This window comes from Roseateles sp. (assembly GCF_052436255.1).
GTDB lineage: Bacteria > Pseudomonadota > Gammaproteobacteria > Burkholderiales > Burkholderiaceae_C > Pelomonas.
On the sequence record NZ_JBQVNP010000026.1, the window covers coordinates 1 to 16,043 of the forward strand.

The 16,043-nt window shown below is 67.9% G+C and carries 15 protein-coding genes and 1 pseudogene; 6 read left to right on the forward strand and 10 right to left on the reverse strand.

The genetic code is table 11. The features are described 5' to 3' along the window. The 3 genes and pseudogenes from ACT6S0_RS08560 to ACT6S0_RS08570 form a co-directional block, all read left to right on the forward strand. Positions 1-292 (forward strand): annotated as a pseudogene (locus ACT6S0_RS08560) (hypothetical protein); the annotation flags it as partial. Between the two features lie 145 nt (positions 293-437). Then, the gene (locus ACT6S0_RS08565; protein ID WP_444763477.1) at positions 438-617 is read left to right on the forward strand and encodes an oxidoreductase-like domain-containing protein; all 180 of its coding nucleotides are present in this window, start codon (positions 438-440) and stop codon (positions 615-617) included. A 17-nt stretch (positions 618-634) separates the two neighbouring features. Continuing rightward, a complete protein-coding gene (locus ACT6S0_RS08570; protein WP_444763478.1) occupies positions 635-913 on the forward strand; it encodes a DUF2277 domain-containing protein in 279 nt (92 codons plus the stop codon). A gap of 65 nt (positions 914-978) precedes the next feature. Here ACT6S0_RS08570 and truD read toward each other — a convergent pair whose 3' ends face one another. After that, positions 979-2,004, reverse strand: a complete 1,026-nt coding sequence (truD, locus tag ACT6S0_RS08575) for a tRNA pseudouridine(13) synthase TruD (protein WP_444763479.1) — start codon at positions 2,002-2,004, stop codon at positions 979-981. 215 nt (positions 2,005-2,219) lie between these two features. Between truD and ACT6S0_RS08580 the strand changes: the two genes are divergently transcribed. The 3 genes from ACT6S0_RS08580 to ACT6S0_RS08590 all read left to right on the forward strand — a co-directional run bounded on the left by ACT6S0_RS08580 (position 2,220) and on the right by ACT6S0_RS08590 (position 5,527). After that, positions 2,220-4,073, forward strand: coding sequence for an ABC transporter ATP-binding protein (locus tag ACT6S0_RS08580; RefSeq protein WP_444763480.1), 1,854 nt, complete (start codon positions 2,220-2,222; stop codon positions 4,071-4,073). Positions 4,074-4,273: 200 nt separating this feature from the next. After that, positions 4,274-4,576: a hypothetical protein gene (locus ACT6S0_RS08585; protein ID WP_444763481.1), complete on the forward strand. Its 303-nt coding sequence runs from the start codon at positions 4,274-4,276 to the stop codon at positions 4,574-4,576. A gap of 117 nt (positions 4,577-4,693) precedes the next feature. Continuing rightward, positions 4,694-5,527, forward strand: a complete 834-nt coding sequence (locus ACT6S0_RS08590; RefSeq protein ID WP_444763482.1) for a hypothetical protein — start codon at positions 4,694-4,696, stop codon at positions 5,525-5,527. Positions 5,528-5,572: 45 nt separating this feature from the next. Here ACT6S0_RS08590 and ACT6S0_RS08595 read toward each other — a convergent pair whose 3' ends face one another. The 9 genes from ACT6S0_RS08595 to ACT6S0_RS08635 all read right to left on the reverse strand — a co-directional run bounded on the left by ACT6S0_RS08595 (position 5,573) and on the right by ACT6S0_RS08635 (position 16,032). After that, positions 5,573-6,553: a LysR family transcriptional regulator gene (locus ACT6S0_RS08595; RefSeq protein ID WP_444763483.1), complete on the reverse strand. Its 981-nt coding sequence runs from the start codon at positions 6,551-6,553 to the stop codon at positions 5,573-5,575. Positions 6,554-6,678: 125 nt separating this feature from the next. After that, positions 6,679-7,431: a FadR/GntR family transcriptional regulator gene (locus ACT6S0_RS08600; RefSeq protein WP_444763484.1), complete on the reverse strand. Its 753-nt coding sequence runs from the start codon at positions 7,429-7,431 to the stop codon at positions 6,679-6,681. Positions 7,432-7,457: 26 nt separating this feature from the next. Further along, entirely contained in the window at positions 7,458-9,353 is a 1,896-nt protein-coding gene (locus tag ACT6S0_RS08605; RefSeq protein WP_444763485.1) for a glycoside hydrolase family 97 catalytic domain-containing protein, read from the reverse strand. 7 nt (positions 9,354-9,360) lie between these two features. Beyond that, entirely contained in the window at positions 9,361-10,305 is a 945-nt protein-coding gene (locus tag ACT6S0_RS08610) for a glycoside hydrolase family 43 protein (RefSeq protein WP_444763486.1), read from the reverse strand. Continuing rightward, on the reverse strand, positions 10,302-11,828 hold the full coding sequence (gene arfA / locus ACT6S0_RS08615; protein ID WP_444763487.1) for an arabinosylfuranosidase ArfA: 1,527 nt from the start codon (positions 11,826-11,828) through the stop codon (positions 10,302-10,304). The genes ACT6S0_RS08610 and arfA overlap by 4 nt, the downstream gene beginning before the upstream one ends. After that, a complete protein-coding gene (locus ACT6S0_RS08620; protein WP_444763488.1) occupies positions 11,825-13,156 on the reverse strand; it encodes an extracellular solute-binding protein in 1,332 nt (443 codons plus the stop codon). The genes arfA and ACT6S0_RS08620 overlap by 4 nt, the downstream gene beginning before the upstream one ends. Continuing rightward, positions 13,156-13,992 carry a carbohydrate ABC transporter permease gene (locus ACT6S0_RS08625; RefSeq protein ID WP_444763489.1) on the reverse strand — a complete coding sequence of 279 codons (837 nt, stop codon included), beginning with the start codon at positions 13,990-13,992 and terminating at the stop codon, positions 13,156-13,158. The genes ACT6S0_RS08620 and ACT6S0_RS08625 overlap by 1 nt, the downstream gene beginning before the upstream one ends. After that, positions 13,989-14,882, reverse strand: a complete 894-nt coding sequence (locus tag ACT6S0_RS08630; RefSeq protein ID WP_444763490.1) for a carbohydrate ABC transporter permease — start codon at positions 14,880-14,882, stop codon at positions 13,989-13,991. The genes ACT6S0_RS08625 and ACT6S0_RS08630 overlap by 4 nt, the downstream gene beginning before the upstream one ends. Positions 14,883-14,940: 58 nt before the next feature. Further along, positions 14,941-16,032, reverse strand: a complete 1,092-nt coding sequence (locus ACT6S0_RS08635; RefSeq protein ID WP_444763491.1) for an ABC transporter ATP-binding protein — start codon at positions 16,030-16,032, stop codon at positions 14,941-14,943. Positions 16,033-16,043 lie beyond the last annotated feature (11 nt).

The following is a 16,043-nucleotide window of genomic DNA, read 5'->3' on the forward strand; positions in this document are numbered from 1 at the left end:
GGCCCTGCTGCGCGCCGGCCTGCCAGTCAACGCGCTGACCCTGCTGCCCGAATCGGCGCTGGCCGGCCTGCTGGCCGCGCCGCAACTGGCCGGCGTGGCCCTCGCCTCGTCAGACCCGGCGGCCGCCCATGGGCTGGCCAAGGCCCTGGCCGCACGACCGGGCGCCATCCTGCCGCTGGTCACCGCGGCCGGCCATATGCGCCAGCTCTACCGCTTCACGGCCGAGCAGACGCTGACGGTCAACACGGCGGCCGCCGGCGGCAATGCGGCCCTGCTCGCCGGCGTTCACTGACCCCGGTCGCACCGCCGCAGCTGCCAGCTGAGGCCGGCGATCGTGTCCGTCGCCTGTCGGTAGAGCTTGAAGTTCAGCGCCGTCTCCCGGGGGGCGTCGTGCTGGCGAACATGGCGCGATCTTCGCTGCTTCAAAATCGGTGTCGATGACCGATCCTGCCGTTTCCGACACCGACCCGATGCCCCAGCCGCCGCCCGAGCCCGACCTCGATGCCTGCTGCGGCAATGGCTGCGACCCCTGCATCTTCGACCTGTACGACCTGGCCAAGGACGATTACCGCCGGGCGCTGAAGGCGTGGCGCGAGCGGCATCCCGACGTCCGCTGAACAAGAGGTCTTCAACCATGTGCCGCAACATCCGCACCCTCTTCAACTTCGAGCCCCCCGCCACCGAGCTCGAGATCCGCGACGCCGCGCTGCAGTTCGTGCGCAAGCTCAGCGGCTTCAACGTGCCGTCGCAGGCCAATGCAGCGGCCTTCGACCATGCGGTCGCGGCGATAGCCGCCGAGGCGCGCACGTTGATCGCATCCCTCGTGACGACGACCGAGCCGAAGAACCGCGAGATCGAGGCGGCCAAGGCCAGGGCGCGTTCGGCCGAGCGCTTCGGTTCGCGCAATAGCTGACCCGAAGGCCCGCAGTTGGCCGCGCGCTGTTCGGCACCAGCCAACGTTTCGAGTGAGGCTCCCCGTCACTCGACAGCCCCCGGCTCGCTCTCCGCTTGCCGGTCGGGCTCCGTGGTGCGGAGGATTTCGTTCAGGACGGAAGTGGCGTAGCTCCCGGCCGGCAACGAGAACGTGAGCACCAGTTGATCGGCTTGCGGCCATTCCCATGACATGTCCACCGGCCTGGCCACCAGGGCACGGCGCTCCTGGTCCAGTCCGGCGTGTTCCATGCCGTTGCACAAGATGGCATGGCGTTCAGCCACACCGTTTTCCAGGGCCTGCGCTTGATCGCTGGTGATCACGCGGCCCCGTCCCCAGAGCGGCCCGGTGGGCAGGCCCGCCCCGTCCATCACGTCGCCGGGCAGGGGCCTGCCCCAGAGTCCCTGCCGAATCCGCAATGCCAGCACCTCATTGAAGACAAAGGAGCGCACCGCCGACAGGTAGATGCCCTTTTTCTTCGGGTTGCGCACGCGGATTTCGCGCGCCAGCATGGCCCGGCCCTGCTCGACGTTGCCACCGTCATGGCCGAAACGCTGAGCGCCGAAGTAGTTGGGAGCGCCCTGGAAGGCCACGGCCTTGAGATTGGTCTCGATGGCATCCAGGTCGCCGCTCAGATCGCGCAGCACGATGCGGAACCGGTTGCCCTGCAGATCGCCGCGGCGCAGCTTTTTCACGTGGCGGCTCTGGCTCAGGACCTTGAACTCCGGGTGCTGAAGCGGGGTCAGGTCGGGCGTCTCGCCTTTCCCTTTCCCAGTCGGCAGATAGATGCTGAACCACTGACGGGTGATGGCGTGGCGGTCCTTGAGGCCGGCATAGCCCACGTCGTTGACCTGCACGCCGGCGGCCGCTGCCAGCTGCTCGGCGACGAAGGCGGTGTTGGCTCCGTTCTTCTCCACCTCCAGCCAGATGTGTTCGCCCTCACCGCTGGGCAGGTGCAGCGGCAATTCGGTCACGATGAAATCCTCGTTGAGGCCTTTCAGGGTGGCGCTGGCGCCGCTGGCCGGGTAGGCGTTGGGCCAGGGCGGCAAGGTGGTGTACTGAACGTCGGTCATGCGCGGTCTGATGGACCCCCGTGGACCAGGACAGGCTGTCCAGGCAGCAACGGGCGGGGTCGTGACTGTAGGGCGCTCTTCGCCCGCACGAGTGCAAAAGCGACGTCCAAACGTCAGGTGGCGCTGCCCAGCAGGTTGCCCGGCCGTCAGCCGCGGCGATCACCCCGTCATGCTGATGCCACGCTCTGACAGCGGTGTCCGGCGACACTAGCTGGATGTCGCTTTTCCAGTCCGTGTCCGCGCGCTTCGAGCGCCTCGTCGACCCCTATCCCGACACTTCCGGCGCCTCGCCGCCGACGGGTTTCTTCCCCTTTCTGTGGCGCTGTGCCGATGGCGTGCGGCCGCACCTGCTGGCCGTCACGCTGTTCACGGCCGGCATCGCGGCGGCGGAGGCGCTGCTGTTCAGCCTGATGGCCTCGCTGGTGGACTGGCTGGCCAGCGTCAAGCCGGCCGAGCTGTGGGACAAGCCGCAGCCGGTCGTCGCCATGCTGCTGGCCGTGCTGGGCGTCAGCATCGTGCTGGCGACGGTGCAGGCGCTGATGAAGTACCAGGGCGTGTTCGGCAACTTCCCGATGCGGCTGCGCTGGCTCTTTCATCGCCGCATGCTGGCCCAGAGCCTGACCTTCTTCGGCGACGAGTTCGCCGGTCGCATCGCGACCAAGGTGATGCAGACGGCGCTGGCCGTGCGCGACACCTGGCTCATCGTCGTCGACATCCTGGTCTACGTGGCGGTCTACTTCGGCACCCTGGTCGCCATCGTCGCCAGCTTCGATGCCTGGCTGATGGCGCCTTTCGCTGTCTGGCTGGCCCTGTATGTCGTCGCGCTGCGCTTCTTTGTGCCGCGCCTGGGCAAGGTGGCCCAGGCCCAGGCCGACGCGCGCAGCCTGATGACCGGCCGCATCACCGACGCCTATACCAACATCGCCACCGTCAAGCTGTTCGCCCACGGTCGCCGCGAGGCCGGCTATGCCAAGTCGGCGATGCAGGACTTCATGGTCACCGCCTACGCCCAGATGCGCCTGGTGACCGGCTTCGAGATCGTCAACACCTTCCTGTCGGCGCTGCTGGTGGGCAGCACGGCGTTGCTGGCGCTTTGGCTGTGGGGCGTTTCGGCCATCGGCGTCGGCGCGGTTGCCGCGGCCACCGCGATGGCGATGCGGCTCAACGGCATCTCGCACTGGGTGATGTGGGAGATGGCCTCGCTGTTCGAGCACATCGGCACCGTGCAGGACGGCCTGGCCACGCTGGCCAAGCCGCATGCGATCGCCGATGCGAACGGCGCCACCGAGCTGACCGTGCCGCGCGGGGAAGTTCATTTCGAGAACCTGCGCTTCGCCTATCCGAACGGCAAGGTCGTCGTCGACAACCTGGACCTGAAGATCAGGCCCGGCGAGAAGATCGGCCTGGTCGGCCGCAGCGGTGCGGGCAAGAGCACGCTCGTCAACTTGCTGCTGCGCCTGTACGACATTCCGGAAGGCGGCGGCCGCATCCTCATCGACGGCCAGGACATCCGCCACGTCACGCAGGACTCGCTGCGCCGCCACATCGGCATGGTCACGCAGGACACCTCGCTGCTGCACCGCTCGGTGGCCGACAACATCCTCTACGGCCGTCCCGGCGCCACCCAGGCCGAGCTGGAGCGTGCGGCCGAGCGCGCCCATGCCGACGAGTTCATCGGCAGCCTGTCCGACGCCAAGGGACGCACCGGCTACGAGGCCCATGTCGGCGAGCGTGGCGTCAAGCTCAGCGGCGGCCAGCGCCAGCGCATCGCCATCGCCCGGGTGATGCTCAAGGACGCGCCCATCCTGCTGCTGGACGAAGCCACCAGCGCCCTCGACAGCGAAGTCGAGGCCGCCATCCAGCAGTCGCTCTACACGCTGATGGAGGGCAAGACCGTCGTGGCCATCGCCCACCGTCTGTCGACCATTGCCGCGCTGGACCGCCTCGTCGTCATGGACGCCGGTCGCATCGTCGAGCAGGGCTCGCATGCCGAGCTGCTGGCGCAGGGCGGCATCTATGCACGGCTGTGGTCGCACCAGAGCGGCGGTTTCCTGGGGCTGGACGACTGAGAGGGTTTCGCCACCGGCAATGCACGGTGGACGGGGTGGGGTCGTTTCATCCGCGGGGTTGGCCATTGACATGCTGCCTGGACCATCGACCGCCAACACTTGGCGGACCCCCCGCAGAACAGGGCGGATGGGGCGACATCTTGATGCCGCTTGCAGCTGCGCCGCTGCAGCACAGCGCTTCGCGACCTGACAATTCCGCGATGGAATACCTCAGCTTCGACCTCACCGACAGCTCCGACGGCATCCTCACGCTGCAAGCCATGGCCTCCACGCGGGCGGCGGGGCATGCGGCCGTGATGGACGAGGTGCATCAAGTTCTGGCCTGGGCGCAGACCGAGTTCGGCGGCCGGCAGGGGGCGGTGGAAGATGGCAACGCCTGGGACCACGAACTGCTGGTGCAGCACGAGGCGGGCGGGTGGGTGACCGTGACGCTGACGTTGAGCGCGTCGGCCGAGTTTGCGGGCGCGTTCCAGGCGGCGTTGGGCGACCCTGCCGAGGACTGAAGCTGCCGCCCGCAAGGTGGGGCCATGCCCTGCCGCGCGCGCCGGCCAGGCGGTTCGGGATTGACAGCCGCGGGCCATCGACATTCACTCGCGGCTCTCGATCAAGGGGAACGCAACATGGCGACAGGCACACGAGGTTTCAACTGGCGGTGGGCGGCGCTGGTGGCGCTGCTGGTCATCGGCGCCCCCGCGCGGGCGGCGTACTGGAACGTCTTCAATATCGAAGGGGAGTCGGCCGTCGGCGCGGACATCGTCACCTATGCCACCTTGGCCGACATGCTAGGCGACAGCAACCGGCTGGGCACCCACACGCTCAACGGCTTCGGCCGCAACATCGTCGGCTCCGGCTCTGATGGCAGCCGCTACTGGAACGTCTTCAACATCGAAGGTGAATCGGCGGTCGCTGCGGACATCGCCACCTATGCGAGCCTGCAGGACATGCTGACGGATGGCAACCGGCTGGGCACCTTCACGCTGGGCGGTTTCGGCCGGAACATCGTGGACGCCGGCTCGGACGGCAGGTTCTACTGGAGTGTCTTCAACATCGAAGGCGAGTCGGCGATCGGCGCCGACATCGTCACCTACGGCAGCTTGCTGGACATGATGAGCGACAGCAACCGGCTAGGCACCCACACGCTCAACGGCTTCGGCCGCAACATCGTCGGCTCGGGGTCCGATGGCATGCACTACTGGAACGTCTTCAATATCGAAGGCGAATCCGCGGTAGGCGCCGACGTTGTCACGTACGGCAGCCTGACCGACATGTTGAGCGACAGCAATCGGCTGTCCACCGCCACGCTCAACGGCTTCGGCAGGAACATCGTGGGCTCGGGTTCCGACGCGATGGTGGTGGCGCCCCCAACGCTGCTGGGCGAGCCGGGCACATTGCTGCTCGCCGGCCTGGCGCTGGCAGCGTCGGCTGCACGGCGGCGCCTGGCGCCGCTGGGCTGACGGGAACAGCCGCAGCCGCTGCAACACGCCTGCCCGTTCGTCGCGTCAATACAGATCCCGCGCCGCCAGCCTCACCTCCTGCAGCAGCTGCCTCGCCCCCGGTGACATCAGATGCCCTTCGCGCGTGATGATCCCGAATGCATCCATGTGGCACGGCAGCTCGATCGGCAGGATCGCCAGCACATTCAGCGATGCGTAATAACGCGCCACCTCCACGGGCATCACATGCAGTGAATCCGTCTGCTGCAACAGCGCCGTGATCAGGAGCAAGGCCGTCGTGTCCACCACATTGCCCGGCGGCTCCAGCGCCGCGCGGCGGAACATCAACTCCCACCGATGCCGCAGCACACTCCCGACCGGCGGGAGTATCCACGGCTGGGTTGCCAGGTCGGCGAGCTTCAAGTTGCCGGACTTGAGCAGCGGATGCCCCACGCGCGCCACCGCGCAGGCGGGCTCGACCGTCAGCTCCTCGTAGTGCATGCCGGCCGCACCTTCCTCTTCGACGATGCGGCCAATCATGAAGTCCAGCTTGCCGCGGCTCAGCATGTCCAGCAGCGCCTTGCTGCTGTCCATCTGCACGCCGATGCGCAGGCGGGGCGCCTGCAGCTTGATGCGTGAGATGGCGCGCGGCAGCAGGCCCATGGCGGGGGTCATGATGACGCCCACCTCGACCTGGCCGGACAGGCCATGTTTGAGGGCGACGATGTCGTCATGTGCCGCCGAAAGCGACGTCAGCGCCATGCGCGCGTGACGGATCATGGTTTCGCCGTAGAGCGTGGGCTCCATGCCGCGCGGGTGGCGCTCGAAGAGCTTCACGTCCAGCATGTCCTCCAGGTCCTTGAGCTGCTTGGACGCGGCGGGCTGCGTCATGCAGAGGACTTCGGCGGCGCGGTGGATGTTGCGCTCATCGTCCAGCGCGATCAGCAACAGCAGCTGGCGCGTCTTCAGCCGCGCGCGCAGGAACCAGTTGGGGTTGGGGCTGGCGTCGGTCAGGCCGCTGGCGTCATCGTCGTCTGGGCGGGCCATGTCAGCTGTCCGTTGCACGCGACGACACAGTCAATGCAACCACAGAGGCACAGAGGCGCAGACAAGCAGCCTCATTGCATTCCTCGGTGTCACTGTGCCTTTGTGGTTGCGTTTTGGTTTTCATATCAAGCGAGGTTCACACGCCCGTCGTTGGCCAGCACGCTGTTGATGTCGTCACCCGTTTCGTCCAGCTGCACCAGCGTGGCCTGGCGGGCGCCGAGCGGGTCGCGGGCCTGCAATGCGGTCAGGATGGCCTTGTGGCGCGGCAGCGAGAGCTCGTGCGTGTTGGGCAGCTGGCTGGACAGGGTGATGGACTCGCGCAGGGCCAGCGACAGCATGTTGCCGATGTAGGCCAGCAGGTCGTTGCCCGTGGCCTCGGCGATGCGGCGGTGGAAGGCCAGGTCGGGCTCCAGCAGCTCCTCGGTCGTCCTGGCGGCGGCCATGCCTTCATAGGCCTTGGCGATGGACGCGAGCTGCTCGTCCGTTGCGGCGCGGGCGGCCAGCGCCGCGGCGGCGGGCTCGAAGATCTGCCGCACTTCCAGCAGCGTCTGCACGAAGTCGCGCTGCGGGCGGGACTGGATGAGCCAGTACAGCACGTCGGGGTCCAGCAGATGCCACTCGTTGCGCGGCCGCACGATGGCGCCGGCGCGCTGGCGCGACACGACCAGGCCCTTGGCGACGAGCACGCGCACGGCCTCGCGCAGCACCGGGCGGCTGATCTCGTAGCGCTCCAGCAGCTGGGCCTCGGGCGGCAGCTTGTCGCCGGGCCGCAGCTCGCCGCCGACGATGGCCAGGCCCAGCTCGCTGACGATGCGGCCGTGCTGGCTCTTGCCCTCGGTCTGGGCGCTGTAGGTGGAATGGTCCGCTCGGGTTCGCATGGGCGCCAGGCCTGGAAAAGCCCGCATTATCGAAAGCGCGCGACGAAGCCGCCGCGTGGCGCCAACGTCAGCTTGGCGGCCGGCGCGGCGAGCTTGCCCTCGGCGAACTCGCGCTCGCCGGTGCCGTCGGTAATGAGCTGGCCTTCGGCCTGGCCGAGCCAGCCCAGGTCCAGCGAGATCTCGCGCGGCTGCTCGCCCGCGTTGAAGCCGGCGACGAACCACTGTTTGCCGGCGCGGCGCGCGATGACGGCGAAATGTCCCGGCTCACCGTCCAGGAAGCGCACTTCGTCCCACCGGCGCGGCAGTTCGCGCAGGAAGCCCTTCACATAGGCCGGCACGGTGGCCATGCCGTCGGGCGTCTCGGCGTAGTGCTGGATGCCGGACAGGAACAGCACGCTCTGCGCCAGCTCGAAGCCATTGCGCGTGGCACGCTTGATGTTGGGGATGTCGCCGAACACCATGGGCGTGAAGTCCATGGGGTCGAACAGGTTGCGCGTGAACGGGATCATGGCCGCCTGGCGGGCCACCTTGTCCTGGTCGTCCTGCGTGAAGGTGGCGAACTCGAAGCCCCGCACCGCCTCCACCGTCATCAGGTGGGGATAGGTGCGGCTCCAGCCGCGCGGCAGCGTGGCGCCATGGAAGTTCATCAGCAGGCCGGCCGCCGCGGACTCCTTCAACAGGTCCACGTAGTAGCCCATCATCGACGCGCCGTCGCCGCCGAAGAAGTCCACCTTCAGGCCCTGGATGCCCAGTGCCTTCATGCGTGCGAACTCCTTGGCGCGGTCGGCCGGGGTCAGCAGCGCGCTCTTCGGGGTCATGTCGGTGTCGTTCCAGGCGCCCGAGGAGTTGTACCAGGCGAGCAGGCCGACGTTCTTGCTCTTCGCGTAGTCGGCCAGTTCCTTCATCTTGGCGTCGCCGATCTTGCTGTCCCAGTAGGCATCCACCAGCGTGTAGTTCCAGCCCATGTCAGCGGCGTAGTCGATGAAGCGCTTCTGCGTGGCGAACACGGTGCCGTCGTCCTTCAGCAGGGCCCAGCTCCAGGATGCGTGGCCGGGCTTGAGCCTGGCCTTGTCGAAGGCCACGGCGGGCGCGGCGAGGTCGGTGCCCAGCGTGGACTCCATGACCGTCTTCAGCGAGCCGATGGCCAGCACGCGCCACGGCGTCGTCAACGTTCCGTCGATGTTGGCCAGCAAGTGGCCGCCGGTGGAGACCTCGCTGGCCTCGGGCAGGCCGATGCGGTAGACGCCGCCGGTGGCATCGCTGTGCAGGCGCGACGCGTGGAAGCGGCCGTCCATGCCGGCCTCGGTGAGGGCCACCCAGGTGCTGCCGGTGCGGAACAGCGCCGGGAACACCCAGCCGGCGTGCGAGGGCGCCTTGGTGCCCACCGGGATGTCGGCCTGGTAGTGCTCTTCATAGGACGGGTTGGTGCGCGCAAAGCCCGTCTTGGCCACGGCCATGGGCTGCAACCAGGCGCGCGCGTCGGCCGCGAATGCGAAACCGGTCAGCTCGTCCTTGAAAGTCTTGCGGCCCGCACCGGCCACCGTATAGCGCAGCGCCAGGCCGTCGTTGGAGGCGCGCAGCGTGACGCTGAACTGCCGACCCTTGGCGTTCGCGACGGTGAAGCTCTGCTCGTTGGCGCGGTAGTCCACCTGGCGCTTCTTGCCGGCAGCCAGCGCGTACTGCTCGCGATGGGGCTTCACCTGGGAGCTGCCCACGAGCTTCAGGCCGTTGGCGAAATCGCCTTGCTCCAGCAGCAGGCCCAGCCGCGAAGCCAGCAGCACCGGCTGGCCGGCGCGCTGCACGGTGTAGACCAGCTGCTGCTGCTCGTTGACGGACACGTCGACCTGGAGCTGGCCATCGGGGCTGCTCAGCGCCTGGGCGAGCGCGGGCAGGGCGAGCAGAAGCGAGGTGATGTAGCGCATGGTTGTCTCAGATGGAATAGGGGCCGTCGGCCACCGGCGTGCCGAAGTCTGGGAAGCCGTCCGCGCGCCAGCCGAAGGCCTGCACGCGCGCATGGCGGTTGGGGTCGTTCAACGGATCCCCGACGATGTCGCGGTAGTTGCGCGCGTGATAGACCAGCAGGTCGGTCGCGCCGTCGGGCGTCGTCGTGAAGCTGTTGTGGCCGGGCCCGAACTGGCTCGCTGATTCGTTGCTGCAGAACACCGGCGTGGAGGACTTGTGCCAGCTGTTCCGGTCCAGCAGGTCGGCGCTCTCGCCGGCCCACAGCAGGCCCATGCAGTAGTTGGCGTCGGTCGCGGCGGCCGAGTACGCGATCAGGACGCGGCCATGGCGCTTGAGGAGCGCGGGCCCCTCGTTGACGCAGAAACCGATGCGCTCCCAGGCCAGCTCGGGCCGGCTGATGCACACCGGCGCGCCGGCCAGCGTCCACGGGTTGGCCAGTTCGGCCAGGTAGAGGTTGCTCTCGGCCGGTGGACTCTTCTGCGCCCAGCACAGGAAGCGTCTGCCGGCGTGCTCGAAGGGCGTCGCGTCGAGCGAGAAGCCTTCCTCGGGGGTGAGGATCTGGCCGCGCTCGACCCATGGATCAATCATCGGATCTTGCCCCGAGCATTCGAGGACATACATGCGCAGCTTCCAGATGTCTTCGCGCTCGCTGGCGGCGAAATAGACGTACCAGCGTCCATCGATGCGGTGCAGTTCCGGTGCCCAGACGTGAAAGCTCATCGGGCCGCTGTCGTGTGCGCGCCAGATCAGCTTCGTCGGCGCGGCCGCGAGGCCGGCGACGCTGTCGGCGCCGCGGATCTCGATGGCGTCGTAGCGCGGCACCGAGGCGGTGAACCAGTAGCGGCCATCGACCAGTGTCAGGTGGGGGTCGGCGCGCTGCTCGACCACAGGGTTGCGCCAGGTGGGGCTCATGAGCGGACGGCCTTCGTGACGATGACATTCCACGAGGCGGGCTTGAGCAGCACGCGCAGCTGCTCGCCGTCGATGAGCACGCCGGGCAGCGGCTGCGGCGCGACGCGATCGGGCGCGTCGGCGGTGTTGGTGGCGTGCAGGTCGGCCGAGTGCAGTTGCTCGGCCAGCACGAGCTGGCGCGCGCCACCCAGGCCGCGCAGCGTGATGGACAGGTCCATCTCGTCGGTCAGGCTGCGGTTGAGCAGGAACACGGCGGTCTGCCCCGTGGCCGCGTCGTCGACGACGCTGGCGCAGAGATAGGGCACCTGCCCATGCAGCGCATTTGCATAACCCGGCGACCTCACCACCGGCCGCAAGACCTGGCCCCGCGCCCAGCGCGCCGCCTGGGCGAACGGGTGGAAGATCGTCTGCCGCCAGGCCGGCCCGCCGGGCTCGGTCATGATGGGGCCGATGACGTTGACCAGTTGCGCCATGCAGGCCACCTTGAGCCGGTCCGCGTGGTTCATCATCATCGTCAGCATGCCGCCGATCAGCAGCGCGTCTTCAGCGGTGTAGACCTCCTCCAGCAGCCGCGGCGCCTCCGGCCAGCCGGCCTGCCTGAGATGCTCGCCGTGGCGGGCGCGGTACCAGACGTTCCATTCGTCGAAGGACAGCATCAAACGCTTGCCCGAGCGCTTGCGCGCCGCGACCGAATCGGCAATCGCCACCGTGTCCCGGATGAAGCGGGCATTCGTCTCGATCTGCGCCAGGAAGCTCTCGGTGCTGGTGTCCGCGGGTGGCTTGACGAAATAGCTGTGCAGCGAGAGGTAGTCGACGAACTCGTAGCAGTGGTCGAGCACGCGGTCTTCCCAGATGCCGTAGGTGGGCATGTCATGGGCCGACGAGCCACACACGAAGAGTTCGATGGACGGGTCCACCCAGCGCATGACCTTGGCCGTCTCCTTGGCGATGCGGCCGTATTCGTCAGGGGTCTTCTGGCAGATCTGCCAGGGGCCGTCCATCTCGTTGCCCAGGCACCAGGACTTGATGCCGAACGGCTGCTCGGCGCCGTTGGCGCGCCGCAGCTCCGACAGCGCCGTGGCGCCTGGATGGTTGCAGTACTCGAGGTAGTGCCGCGCTTCGTCCGGCCCGCGCGTGCCGAGGTTGACGCCGAACATCGGCTCGATGCCGACGCGTTCGCACCAGGCCATGAACTCGTGCGTGCCGACCTGATTGGTCTCGGTCGAGAACCAGGCCAGGTCCAGCCGGCGCGGGCGCTGGTCCTGGGGGCCGACGCCGTCTTCCCAGTTGTAGCCCGACATGAAATTGCCGCCGGGGTAGCGCACGAGGGTGGCGCCCAGTTCGCGCGTCAGCGCGGCGACGTCGCCGCGGAAGCCCTGCTCGTCCGCGGTCGGGTGGCCGGGTTCGTAGATGCCGGTGTAGACGCAGCGGCCCAGATGCTCGACGAAGACGCCGAACAGGCGGCGGTCCAGCGGGGCGAGGTCGAAGTCGCGGTCGACGGTGAGAGAGGCTTGGAACGTCATCGACGGGCTTTCTGCAAGGCTTTGTTGACGCGCTTCTCGACGCTGGCCTGCACCTCGGCCACGGGCTTGGCGGAGATGAGCAGGTTGGCCACGTCCTCGCCGATCAGCAGTTCGATGGCGCGCTGGGTCGGCACATTGCCGGGCATGCCCGTGCCGGTGGTGGTGATCTCGGCCAGCGCCTCGCGCATGGGCAGCGCCCGGAAGGCAGCGCTCTCGGCCACGGTCTTGCTGACCGGCAGGTGGCCCGTGCGGGACCATTCGGCGCTGCGGTCCCAGACGAACTTCAGGAACTTCAGCGCCGCTTCATGCGCCTTCGTGTCCTGGGTGCCGCCCTTGAACAGGGCCCAGGCGTGGCCGTCGGCGAACACGGCCGGCTTCTCGTACAGCTGTGGGAAGGGGCGCACCGCGTAGCCGTCTTGCAGCGCGGACTCGGGTTTCTTCGATTCGCGCAGGAACTGGTCGATGGTCCAGGTGCCGACCACGACGACGCCCGCCCCGCCGTTCAGGAACGTCTGGTTGGCGGCGGCGTAGTCGAGGTTGGGCCGCACATGGCCCTCGCGGTAGAGCGTCTGCATCAGCGTCAGGGCGTTGGTCACCGCCGGCTGCTGCATGTGGATGGCCTTGCCGTCGGGCGCGAACAGCTGCGCGTTCTGCTGGGCCACCAGGGTCAGGAAGCTGCGGTTGTTGGCCGCCGTCTCGTTGGCCACGGCCCAGGCGAAATAGGGCTTGCCGGTGCGCTGCTTGAACTGCCGTGCCTGCGCCAGCAGCTCCCCGGGCGAGCGTGGCAGCACCGGCTGGCCGTCGGCGCCCGTCAGGCCGGCCTGCTTCATCAGGCGGGTGTTGATATGCCACAGCCAGGCCCAGGTGTCCAAGGGCAGCGCGTAGGTCTCGCCGTTGAAGGTGGTGCCGCGGCGGGCATGCTCGGTGAAGTCGTCCATCGGCACGCCGATGCGCTTGAAGTCCGCGTCCAGCGGCAGCACCAGTTTGCGGCGCACGTAGTCGCCCAGGGCAGACTCGTGCATGACGGCGACGGTGGGGATGTCCTTGGCGACGAGCCGCGCGGTGAGCTGGTCGTAGTAGGGGCCCCACTCGCCGATCTGCGTGCGCACGACGATGCCGTCGGTATTCGTCGCGTTGAACTCGTTGACCAGGGCCGTGACGATGCCGCACTCGCCGACGCCTTCGGACGCCTTCATCACCTGGCCGAACTGCGACTCGCAGCTGCCGAAGAAGCGCATCAGCGTGATCTCGGTCTTGCCGGCCTCGGGCGTGCGGGCGCCGCAGGCCGCAAGCAGCGCGGCGCACAGCAACAGGGTGGCGCGCTTCATCATGATTTGCCCGTCCCTGCGACGGCCGTCACCAGATGGCGCTGGAAGAAGAGGTAGAGCATCAGCGCCGGCATGCCGGCAAAAACGGCTTGAGCCATCAGGAAGCCCAGCCCTTCCGACTGCGCGAAGTTGGTCTGCGTGGAGGCGAGGCCGCGGGTCAGCGTGTACATCTCCGGCTGCGTCGCGATCACCAGCGGCCACAGATAGTCGTTCCAGCAGGCCAGGAAAGTGAAGATGCCGAGCGTGGCCTGCGCCGGCAGACTCAGCGGCAGGATGATGCGCAGGAAGGTCTTGAAGCGGGACGCGTTGTCCAACAGGGCCGCTTCCTCCAACTCGGCCGGAATGGCCTTGAAGTACTGCGTCATCAGATACACCCCGAAAGGCGCTGCCAGTCCCGGCAATGTCAGGCCGGCAATCGTGTTCTGCAGGTTCCAGTCCGAGAACAGCCGGTGCAGCGGGATGAAGACCGACTGCGACGGTACGGCCAGGCCGAACATGACGATGGCGAACAGGATCTTGCGGCCCGGGAACTCGCAGCGCGCAAAACCGTAGCCGGCCAGCGACGAAAGCACCAGCACGCCGGCCGTTTGCAGCAGCGCCACGATGGCACTGTTGGCCAGCCAGCGGAACACCTGCGAGGTCTGCAGGATGTCGAGGTAGTTGGCCAGCGTGTAGGGCGGCGCGAGGAAGACGTCGGTGCGGGTCAGCAGGAAGTCGTTGGGTTTGAACGACAGCGCCAGCACCCACAGCAGCGGCGCCATCCAGGCCAGCGCCAGGAGTGTGAGGGCGGCCATGACGAAGCGGTCGAACCAACCGCGGCGCAACAGCGGGTTCATCGCTGGCCTCCCTTGTCTCGTTCGAGCCAGAGCTGCGTCGACACGCCGACCAGCATGATCGCCAGCAGCACCTGAGAGGCGGCGGTGGCGTAGCCCAGCGACAGTTGCATGAAGGCCTGCTCGTAGATGAACTGCACGATGGGCCGCGTCGTGTTGTTGGGCCCGCCGTTGGTCATCAGCATGATCTGCGGGAAGACCTGGAACTGGCGAATGATCTCGATCAACGCCACCAGCACGATGGCGCGCTTGAGGCTGGGCAACGTGATGTGGGTCAGCACGCGCCAGCGCGGCGTGTTGTCCAGCGCGGCGGCCTCGTAGATGTCACTCGGGATCTGCTGCAGCGCCGACAGGAACAGGATCATCGGCAGGCCGATGATCCACCACACCGTGACGAGGGCGACCGTCAGCAGCGCGAGGTTGTCGCTGGTCAGCAGCGGCAGGTCGGGCAGGCCCAACGCATGGAAAAACTGCGCGATGAGGCCCCGCTCCGGCATCAGCGCGAGCTTCCAGACCAGGGTGATCAGCGTGACCGAGAAGACGGACGCGCAGAAGAAGGTGGCACGCAGCAGGGTGGCCAGCTTGCCCGGGCGGTTGAGCGCCAGCGCCAGCATCAGCGACAGGATCACGAAGATCGGCGTGCTGATCGCGACAAAGCGGATGGTGTTCCAGATGACCTGGTGGAAGACCTCGTCATCGAGCAGCTCCCGGTAGTTGCCCAGGCCCACCCAGAAGCTGTCGTTGGACAGCAGGTCGTGGTCGTGGAAACTGATCCACACGCCCTTGGCCAGCGGCCACAGCAGCAGCAGCGCGTAGAGGGCGACGAAGGGGAGGACGAAGAGGGCGTAGGCAGGGCGCGGAGCGCGCAGGCCGACGGTCGCGGCGGCGCTCATTTGTCCGCGCCTTTCGCCGTGCAGGGCTGGCGACCGGGGCATGCCACCAGGCCGCCGCTCACGACAAGGCCTCCTGCGCGTGATGCGCCCGCCCACTGTCATCAAACAGGTGTGCCTCCGCCACATCCAGGCTCACCGCCACATGCGAGCCGAGCTTTGGCGCCACGCCGGCCGGCACCGTCACGATCAACGGCGTGCCGCCTTCCAGCTTCAAATGCGCCAGCGTGCGCTCGCCGAGGAACTCAACCAGTTCGACGCGGCCTCGCAGCGGGCCCTGCTCTGCAACACGCAGGTTCTCCGGTCGCACGCCGAGCGTCAGGCCGTGTGCCGGCATGCCCTCGGTGGCGACGCGCGTCGTCACCCACTGGCCACCCGGCACCGTCACGACGACACGCCCGCGGTCATCCGGTGCGCGCTGCACCGGCACGAAGCCCATGCCCGGTGTGCCGATGAAGCTGGCGACGAAGCGCGTCGCCGGCCTGCGATACAGCTCCGCCGGTGTGGCCACCTGCTCGATGGCGCCGGCCCGCATCACGACAATGCGCGTCGCCAGGGTCATCGCCTCGATCTGGTCATGCGTGACGAACACCATCGTCGCGCCCAGGCGCTGGTGCAGCTGCGCCAGCTCCAGCCGCGTGCGCCCGCGCAGGGCCGCATCCAGGTTGGACAGCGGCTCGTCGAACAGGAAGATGCCCGGCTCCTTGACCACCGCGCGGCCAATGGCAACGCGCTGGCGCTGCCCGCCCGACAGCTGACCCGGCTTGCGGTCCAGCAGCGTGTCCAGCTCCAGCATGCGGGCCGACTCGGTGATGCGCCTGGCGATCTCTTCAGCAGGGATGCCGATGTTCTTCAGCCCGAACGCCAGGTTCTCGCGCACGCTCATGTGCGGGTACAGCGCGTAGTGCTGGAACACCATGGCCAGGTTGCGCTGCCCCGGCGGGGCGACCGTCACGTCGCGGTCGCCGATGAGGATGCGGCCACCGCTGACCTCCTCCAGCCCCGCCACCATGCGCAGCAAGCTGGTCTTGCCGCAACCCGAGGGGCCGAGGAAGACGACGAACTCGCCCTCGGCAACCTCCAGCGACAGGTTCTCGATGACCTGCACAGCGCCGTAGCGCTTGCGGACGTTCTCCAACTTCAGGCCAGCCACGGTGCTCGTCT

Coding starts and splice junctions, on each gene's coding strand:
- ACT6S0_RS08565 (WP_444763477.1), top strand. CDS start 438: ATGACCGATCCTGCCGTTTCCGACACCGACCCGATGCCCCAGCCGCCG.
- ACT6S0_RS08630 (WP_444763490.1), bottom strand. CDS start 14,882: ATGAGCGCCGCCGCGACCGTCGGCCTGCGCGCTCCGCGCCCTGCCTAC.
- ACT6S0_RS08570 (WP_444763478.1), top strand. CDS start 635: ATGTGCCGCAACATCCGCACCCTCTTCAACTTCGAGCCCCCCGCCACC.
- ACT6S0_RS08585 (WP_444763481.1), top strand. CDS start 4,274: ATGGAATACCTCAGCTTCGACCTCACCGACAGCTCCGACGGCATCCTC.
- ACT6S0_RS08595 (WP_444763483.1), bottom strand. CDS start 6,553: ATGGCCCGCCCAGACGACGATGACGCCAGCGGCCTGACCGACGCCAGC.
- ACT6S0_RS08625 (WP_444763489.1), bottom strand. CDS start 13,992: ATGAACCCGCTGTTGCGCCGCGGTTGGTTCGACCGCTTCGTCATGGCC.
- ACT6S0_RS08580 (WP_444763480.1), top strand. CDS start 2,220: ATGTCGCTTTTCCAGTCCGTGTCCGCGCGCTTCGAGCGCCTCGTCGAC.
- ACT6S0_RS08620 (WP_444763488.1), bottom strand. CDS start 13,156: ATGAAGCGCGCCACCCTGTTGCTGTGCGCCGCGCTGCTTGCGGCCTGC.
- ACT6S0_RS08605 (WP_444763485.1), bottom strand. CDS start 9,353: ATGCGCTACATCACCTCGCTTCTGCTCGCCCTGCCCGCGCTCGCCCAG.
- arfA (WP_444763487.1), bottom strand. CDS start 11,828: ATGACGTTCCAAGCCTCTCTCACCGTCGACCGCGACTTCGACCTCGCC.
- ACT6S0_RS08600 (WP_444763484.1), bottom strand. CDS start 7,431: ATGCGAACCCGAGCGGACCATTCCACCTACAGCGCCCAGACCGAGGGC.
- ACT6S0_RS08610 (WP_444763486.1), bottom strand. CDS start 10,305: ATGAGCCCCACCTGGCGCAACCCTGTGGTCGAGCAGCGCGCCGACCCC.
- truD (WP_444763479.1), bottom strand. CDS start 2,004: ATGACCGACGTTCAGTACACCACCTTGCCGCCCTGGCCCAACGCCTAC.
- ACT6S0_RS08590 (WP_444763482.1), top strand. CDS start 4,694: ATGGCGACAGGCACACGAGGTTTCAACTGGCGGTGGGCGGCGCTGGTG.